Below are 7,880 nucleotides of genomic sequence, written 5' to 3' on the forward strand. Positions count from 1 at the left end.
ACGCCTCGGCGGGGGACGTCGAGGGGTCGACCGCCGTGACCGGCGCGGGCGCGCGGCCGGCGCGGCGCCGCGTGCGCAGACGCGGGTCGCTGAGGTCGTTCAGGCTCTCGCCCACGAGGGTGATGCCCAGCACCGCCAGCACGATCGCGATGCCCGGCGGGATCGCCGTCCACCAGATGCCGCTGGTGACGTCGCTGACCGAGCGGTTGAGGTCGTAACCCCACTCGGCGGCGGCGGTGGCCTCGATGCCGAAGCCCAGGAAGCCCAGACCCGCGAGGGTCAGCAGCGCCTCGGAGGCGTTCAGCGTCACGACCACCGGCAGCGAGCGCGTGGAGTTGCGCAGCACGTGACGCAGCAGGATGCGTGCGGTCGGCACGCCGATCACTCGGGCCGATTCGACGAACGGCTCGGCCTTGACCCGCACCACCTCGGCGCGGATGACGCGGAAATACTGCGGCACGAACACGACGGTGATCGAGATGGCGGTGGCGAGGATGCCGCCCCACAGGGTCGACTGCCCGCGCGTGATCGCGATCGACATGACGATGGCCAGCAGCAGCGACGGGAAGGCGTAGATGGCGTCGCACAGCACCACGAGGATGCGGTCGAGCCAGCCGCCGAAGTACCCGCCGACCAGTCCGAGGAAGATGCCGAGGAAGATCGAGAACGCGATCGCGCACACGATCACCAGCAGCGCGGTCTGGGCGCCCCAGATGATGCGCGACAGCACGTCGTACCCGCCGACGGTCGTGCCCAGCAGGTTGAGGCCGCCGGGGGCCTGCTGCGTGCCGAACTTGACGCCGTCGGCATCCTGGTCCGCGAAGCCGTACGGCGCGAGAAGCGGCGCGAAGACCGCGGTGATGACGAAGACCGTCGTGATGATCAGGCCGATCACGAGCATGGTGCGCTGCAGACCGACGCTGCGGCGCAGGTGCGAGACGACGGGCAGGCGATCGCGCAGCGGCACCTTGCGGTCGCTCACCGCGCCCGTCGGCGTGGGGGTCGTGGCGTCCGTCATGTCAGTACCTCACTCGCGGGTCGATGATCGCCGCGATGACGTCGACGAGGAAGTTGGTGAAGGCGACCAGCACGGCGATCATCACGACGATGCCCTGCACGGCCACGAAGTCGCGGGCCTTGAGGTACTCGCTCAGCATGAAGCCCAGTCCCTTCCACTCGAAGGTGGTCTCGGTCAGCACCGCGCCCGACAGCAGCAGCGCGATCTGCAGGCCGATGACCGTGATGATCGGGATGAGCGCGGGGCGGTACGCGTGCTTGGTGACCAGGCGGTACTCGCCCACGCCGCGCGACCGCGCCGAGGTGACGTACTGCGCGCCGAGCGTGCCGATGACGTTGGTGCGCACCAGGCGCAGGAAGATGCCCGCGGTCAGGATGCCGAGGGCCACACCCGGCAGGATCGCGTGGGTGAGCACGTCGCCCACCGCCGCGCCGTCGCCCAGGCGGATCGCGTCGAGCAGATAGATGCCCGAGGGGTTGTCGAGCGTCGACAATTTGAGCTCGGTGCGGGTGTTCGCGCGTCCCGCGACGGGGAGGACGCTCAGCCAGACGGCGAACACCAGCTTGAGCAGCAGGCCGACGAAGAAGATCGGGGTGGCGTAGCCCAGGATCGCCCCGATGCGCAGCGTCGCGTCCTGCCAGCGGTCGCGACGGTAGGCCGCGAGCAGACCGAACGGGATGCCGATGAGCAGCGCCACGATGAGGGCGTAGATCGCCAGCTCGAGGGTGGCCGAGCCGTACTGCAGCAGGATCTCGATCACCGGACGGTTGTCGGTGAGCGTGGTGCCGAAGTCGCCGCGCAGGATGCCGCCGACGTACTCGAAGTACTGCACGATCAGCGGGCGGTCGTAGCCGGCCTGCGCGATGCGCGCCTCGAGCTGGTCGGGGGGAAGGCGCCCACCCAGCGCCGCGGTGATCGGGTCACCGGTGATGCGCATCAGCACGAACACCACGGTGACGAGGATGAACACCGTCGGGATGATGAGCAGCAGGCGGACGAGGATGTAGCGCCACAGGCCGCCACCCTTGGGGGCGACGGGTTTGGCGATGTCGGCGGCGTCGACGGCGGTGACCATACGGGAGAGACCTCACTCGAGGGGGAAACGGCGCTCCGTCGCTCCGCTTTCGCCCAACGACCGAGGGTACGTGACCCTCGGTCGTCAGGCGAACGGACGCGACGAAGCGCCGTGTCGGTCTTACTTGTGCAGCGGAGCGAAGCGGAACTTGAACGAGCCGTCGAGGACGGCACCCTCCACGCTCGCGCCCACGATCGCGACCTGCTTGCCCTGGAGCAGCGGCAGCGTCGACACGTCGGCGGCCACCTTGTCCTGGATCTCGCCGATCTCCTGCTCGCGCGTGGTCTTGTCGGTCTGCGTCGCCTGGTCGACGAGGAGCTGCTGCACCTCGGCGTTGTCGTAGTGGTTCAGCAGGAAGTTGTCCTGCGTGAAGAACGGCGTCAGGTAGTTGTCGGCATCCGAGTAGTCCGGGAACCAGCCGAGCTGGTACGCGGGGTACGAGTCGGCCTTGCGGTCCTTCTGGTACTGCACCCACTCGGTCTGCGCGAGGTTGACGGTGAACAGGCCGCTCTCTTCGAGCTGCGCCTTGACCGCGGCGTACTCGTCGCCCGACGAGGGGCCGTAGTGGTCGCCGTTGTACTGCAGGTTGAGCGTGACGGGCGTCTGGACCCCGGCGGCCTCGAGGGTCGCCTTGGCCTTGGCCGCGTCGGGGCCGCCCTCACCGTCGCCGTACAGGTCCTTGAGCGCCTCGTTGGCGCCCGCGAGACCCTGCGGGACGTACGAGTACAGCGGCGAGTAGGTGTCCTTGTACACGTCGGTGGCGATGGCCTGACGGTCGACGAGGTCGGCCGCCGCCTGGCGCACGGCCAGGGACTTGGCGGCATCCGCCTCGCCCGTCTTGGCGCCGAACGGCATGGTGTCGAAGTTGAAGACGATGTAGCGGATCTCGCCGCCGGGGCCGTCGATGACCTTGACCGCGTCGTCGTTCTGCAGGTCGGCGACGTCGGTCGCGCTCAGGCTGCGGTAGGCGACGTCGATCGCACCCGACTGCACGTCGAGCTTGAGGTTCGAGGAGTCGGCGTAGTACTTGGTCGAGATCCCGCTGTTCGCGGCGGCGGGCAGCGAGCCCTGGTAGTCGGCGTACGGCGCGTACGAGATGAGCTCGTTGGGCTTGTACGACTCGATCGTGTACTGACCGGCGAAGGCCTTGCCCTCGACGATGGTGTCGTCCGCGGTGACGGCGTCGGCCGAGAAGACCTCTTCGTCGACGATGGGCGCCGCGGGGCTCGACAGGATCTGGGGCCAGATCTGGTCGTTGCCGTTCTTGAGGGTGAAGACGACCGTGGTGTCGTCGGGCGTCGCGACGCTGTCGAGGTTGCCGAGCAGCGAGGCGGGACCGTTGGGGTCGTTGATCGCGACCTGGCGGTCGAACGAGAACTTCACGTCGGACGAGGTGAGGTCGTGGCCGTTGGCGAACTTCAGGCCCGACTTCAGCTTCACGGTGTACTCGGTCGGGGTCGTGAACTCCGCCGACTCGGCGATGTCGGGGGTGACCTCGGACGTGCCGTACTGGCTGGTCATGAGGAAGGGGTAGACCTGGGTCATCACGGCGAAGGAGCCGTTGTCGTACGAGCCGGCCGGGTCGATCGAAGTGATCTTGTCGGTGGTGCCGACAACCAGCGGGTCGCCCGAGCCGCCGCCCGACGCGGCGTCGTCGCCTCCGCCGGAGCAGCCTGCCAGGACGAGGGCCGATGCGCCGAGGGCGGCGCCGATGACGAGGCCGAAGCGGCCGCGCCCACGCGAGTGCAGTGTCATTTGTTACCTCTGCTGAGAAGAGTCGCCCGCGACAGACGCCGCAGGCCTTCGGCCATCTTGGTCGGCGCGAACGCCCCGACAAAGGCGATTCAACACATCTTTACGAGACCGAAACCCGAGCGGCGTGGAACCCGGTCCCGTCGCGACGCGCGCGACGGCGGGGTCAGTGCGCCGACCAGCCGCCGTCTATGACGTAGCTCGTGCCGGTGACCATGGCGGCATCCGGTCCCGCGAGCCACAGCGCGAGCGAGGCCACCTCGGCCGGCTCGACGAGCCGTTTGACGGCGGCATCCTGCAGCAGGACGGTCTCGAGCACCTCGGATTCCGGGATGCCGTGGGCCCGCGCCTGGTCCGCGATCTGCTTCTCGACGAGCGGCGAGCGCACGTATCCGGGGTCGATGCACACGCTCGTGACCCCGCGCGCGCCGCCCTCGAGCGCCGTGGTCTTCGACAGCCCCTCCAGCCCGTGCTTGGCGGTGACGTACGCCGACTTGTAGGCCGAGGCGCGGATGCCGTGCACGCTCGAGACGTTGAGGATCCGACCGAAGCCCCGCTCGTACATGCCCGGCAGAGCCGCCCGGATGAGCAGGAACGGCGCCTCGAGCATGAGCCGCAGCATGAATGAGAAGCGCTCGGGGGCGAAGTCCTCGATCGGGCTGACATGCTGGATGCCGGCGTTGTTCACCAGGATGTCGGTGTCGAGCGTCAGGGCGTGCAGCGCGGCGGTGTCCGAGAGGTCCACCGCCCACGCCGCTCCCCCGATGTCGTCCGCGACCGTCCGGGCCGCCTCGCCGTTGACGTCGGCGACCGTCACCGTCGCCCCGGCCGCGGCGAACGAGCGGGCGATCGCCTCGCCGATGCCGCTCGCGCCCCCCGTGACGAGGGCGCGGCGGCCGGACAGGTCGATGCTCATCGAGCTCCCTTCGCGCCGACGGTGGTGGAGCGGTCGGCGGTACGCGCCGCGTCGGCGGCGTCGATGTCGCGGAGCGAGATGCCCCGCGTCTCCTTCAACGACAGCACGGCGATCGAGGTGACGACGCACGCCACGACGATGTACAGCGCGATCGGCAGCCACGACCCGAAGTCGCGCAGCCACTGCGTCGCGAGGATCGGGGCGAGCGAGCCGGCGAGGATCGCCGTGACCTGCGCACCGAGCGAGACGCCCGAGTACCGCATGCGCGTCGGGAACAGCTCGGCCATGACGGCCGGCTGCGGGGCGTACATGCCGGCGTGGAAGACCAGACCGATGGTGACGGCGAGCACGATGATCACCGGGTTGAGCGTGTCGAACATCGGGAAGGCGAAGAACGCCCAGGTGGCGCTGAGGATCGCCCCCGCGAGGTACACCGGTCGGCGACCCACGCGGTCGGCGAGGCGGCCGAGGGGCGGGATCACGGCGAAGTGGACGACGTGCGCGATGAGCAGAGCGAGCAGCAGCTGGCTCGTGTCGTACGAGTGCACGACCTTGAGGTAGACGATCGAGAAGCTGACGACGATGTAGTAGACGATGTTCTCGGCGAAGCGCACGCCCATGGCCTGGACGACGCCCTTGGGGTAGCGGCGCAGCACCTCGACGACGCCGAACGACGTGGCTTTGTCCTTCTCGACCTGCGCCTTGGCCTCGAGGAAGATCGGCGCCTCTTCGACGTGACGGCGGATCCAGAAGCCGACCAGCACGATCACGGCCGAGAGCCAGAACGCGATGCGCCACCCCCACTCGAGGAACGCGGCGGGGCTCAGCACGAACGACGTGATCAGCAGCACCAGGGTGGCCAGCAGGTTGCCCACGGGCACGGCGGCCTGCGGCCAGCTCGACCAGAACGCGCGACGACGGTCGGGGCTCTGCTCGGCGACGAGCAGCACGGCCCCGCCCCACTCCCCACCCACGGCGAAGCCCTGGATGAAGCGCAGCGCGACGAGCATCGCGGGCGCCCAGTAACCGACCGAGGCGAAACCGGGGAGGCATCCCATCAGGAAGGTCGCGGCGCCGACGATGATGATCGTCGCCTGCAGCGTCGGCTTGCGGCCGAATCGGTCGCCGATCTGACCGAAGACGATGCCGCCCAGGGGACGCGCGACGAAGCCCACCGCGTAGGTCACGAACGCGGCGATGATGCCGTCGAGCTGCGACCCCGACGAGGGGAAGAAGAACGTGCCGAAGACCAGGCTCGCGGCGGTGGCGTAGAGGAAGAACTCGTACCACTCGACGACCGTGCCGGCCATCGAGGCGGCGACGACCCGGCGGATCCGGTTCGAGGCGGGGGCGCCGGCGCTGTCGCGCGACGCGGTGGTGGGGGAATCCATGCTGCTCCTTCGGTGTCGACGGTGACATCCGCGCCCCAGTCTGAGTGCCACCTGTGCACGCGACAATGCCCACTTGCGCTGACCCGATGTGCACAATTGCACAATGGATGCCACGACCCCCCGCGCCGACGACCTGCTCATGCTGTTGGCCGTCGCTCGAACCGGCACGTACAGCGCCGCGGCCCAGGTGCGCGGGGTCGACCACACCACCGTCGCCCGGCGGATCGCCGCTCTCGAGGACGCGCTCGGCGGACGCGTCGTGGCTCAGTCGGGCCGCGGGTGGGAGCTCACCGCGCTCGGGCGACACGCGAGTGAGACCGCGGGACGCATCGAGGCCGCCCTGTTGCAGCTCGCTGCCGGGGGAGAGGAGCCCGACCCGGTCGCCGGGGTCGTGCGCATGTCGGCGACCGACGGCTTCAGTGCGTTCATCGCGGCTCCCGCGATCGCTCGGCTGCGGCAGCGGCATCCCGAGCTCACCGTCGAGATCGTGGCCGCGCAGCGCCGCGCGGCCCTGCACCGACCGGGCCTCGACCTCGAGGTGGTCGTCGGGCAGCCGCAGACCTCGCGCGGAACCACCCTCGAACTCGGCTCGTACACGCTCGGGATGTACGCCTCGCGTGCCTACCTCGCCGCCCATGGCGCGCCGCGCGACATGGACGAGCTGCAGCAGCACCGCCTGGTGTACTTCGTCGACGCGATGCTGCAGGTCGAGGCGCTGGACCTGCCGCGCCGCGTGGTGCCGCGGATGCGCGACGGCGTCACCTCGACGAACGTGCTCGTGCAGGTCGAGGCCACGCGCGCCGGGGCGGGGATCGGGATGCTGCCGTGCTTCGTGGCCGACCGGCACGACGACCTCGTGCGCCTGCTGCCCGAGCTGGTCACCGAACGTCTGCCCTACTGGATGATCGTGCGCGCGGACGCGATGCGCATCCCCGCCGTCGCCGCCCTCGCCGACGCGCTGCGCGAGCAGACCGCGCGCTCCCGCGCGATGCTCGACGGGGTGGGGTGAACAGCCGGACCGAACGGGTGCGGGGCGTGGGTCAGCCGAGCTCCCGGGGGATCGCGATCGTCCTGCTCGTCGTTCCACCCGAACCCTGCACGGTCAAGGTGAAGACCTGGTCGGCATCGCGACAGGCGAACGACACCCCGGTGTAAGCGGCGTCGGCCGTCGCGACCTCGGCGGTCGGTTGCACCGATGCATCGCTCGTGGCGATGCCGATCCACGCGCGGTCGGCGCCCGAGGTGCTCCACGAGAAGCGCAGGGGAACCGTGCTCTCGCGCTCGTCACTGCACACCGCCACGACGGGATCGACGGTGAAGTCATCGATCACGGGGGCGTTCGCCGCCGGCGGTACGGCGTCGGTCGGGGGAGCGGATGCCGAGACCTCGGGCGACGCGACGGACGTCGGGGTGGGCGTGCTCGGGGCGACCGGCGCAGACGAAGACGGTGAGCTCGCCACCGCCGACGTCGGCGCCGCCTCGGGCGACGGTGCAGGGGCGGCGGCGTTCGCGATCGCCCAGACGGCGACGGCGAGACCGCCGGCGACCAGGATGCCGCCGACGGTCAGCGCGATCCGTCGCCGGGTCGCCCGCGGCCCGTCGGCGTGGTCGTCGGGCGTGTCGTCGCCGAGGGGTGAAGCGGAATCGGTCACGGTGGAGCTCCAAAACGGGGGGAAGGGAACCGGGGAGGGGCGGGTCGCCCCTCCCCGGTCGGTGTCAGCGTCGGAC

At 70.0% G+C, this 7,880-nt stretch carries 7 protein-coding genes; 1 reads left to right on the forward strand and 6 read right to left on the reverse strand.

Annotated features, from left to right (window positions below; genetic code table 11):
• From DBR36_RS04815 to DBR36_RS04835, 5 genes are all read right to left on the reverse strand, one after another.
• Window positions 1–1,018 (reverse strand): ABC transporter permease (locus DBR36_RS04815; protein WP_108317808.1); only part of this gene is annotated, 1,018 nt, incomplete at its 3' end.
• A gap of 1 nt (window position 1,019) precedes the next feature.
• Complete coding sequence (locus DBR36_RS04820; protein WP_108317809.1) at window positions 1,020–2,093, reverse strand: ABC transporter permease; 1,074 nt, start codon at window positions 2,091–2,093, stop codon at window positions 1,020–1,022.
• A gap of 120 nt (window positions 2,094–2,213) precedes the next feature.
• Entirely contained in the window at window positions 2,214–3,848 is a 1,635-nt protein-coding gene (locus tag DBR36_RS04825; RefSeq protein WP_108317810.1) for an ABC transporter substrate-binding protein, read from the reverse strand.
• Between the two features lie 163 nt (window positions 3,849–4,011).
• Window positions 4,012–4,761 (reverse strand): 3-hydroxybutyrate dehydrogenase, encoded by a 750-nt coding sequence (locus DBR36_RS04830; protein ID WP_108317811.1) that lies wholly within the window; start codon window positions 4,759–4,761, stop codon window positions 4,012–4,014.
• A complete protein-coding gene (locus DBR36_RS04835; protein WP_181373479.1) occupies window positions 4,758–6,152 on the reverse strand; it encodes an MFS transporter in 1,395 nt (464 codons plus the stop codon). The genes DBR36_RS04830 and DBR36_RS04835 overlap by 4 nt, the downstream gene beginning before the upstream one ends.
• Before the next feature lie 103 nt (window positions 6,153–6,255).
• Between DBR36_RS04835 and DBR36_RS04840 the strand changes: the two genes are divergently transcribed.
• A complete protein-coding gene (locus DBR36_RS04840; RefSeq protein ID WP_108317812.1) occupies window positions 6,256–7,161 on the forward strand; it encodes a LysR family transcriptional regulator in 906 nt (301 codons plus the stop codon).
• 31 nt (window positions 7,162–7,192) lie between these two features.
• Here DBR36_RS04840 and DBR36_RS17580 read toward each other — a convergent pair whose 3' ends face one another.
• Complete coding sequence (locus DBR36_RS17580) at window positions 7,193–7,804, reverse strand: hypothetical protein (protein WP_108317813.1); 612 nt, start codon at window positions 7,802–7,804, stop codon at window positions 7,193–7,195.
• Between the last annotated feature and the right edge of the window lie 76 nt (window positions 7,805–7,880).

Origin of the sequence: Microbacterium sp. HMWF026, from assembly GCF_003061325.1 — a bacterium.
Lineage (GTDB): Bacteria > Actinomycetota > Actinomycetes > Actinomycetales > Microbacteriaceae > Microbacterium > Microbacterium testaceum_E.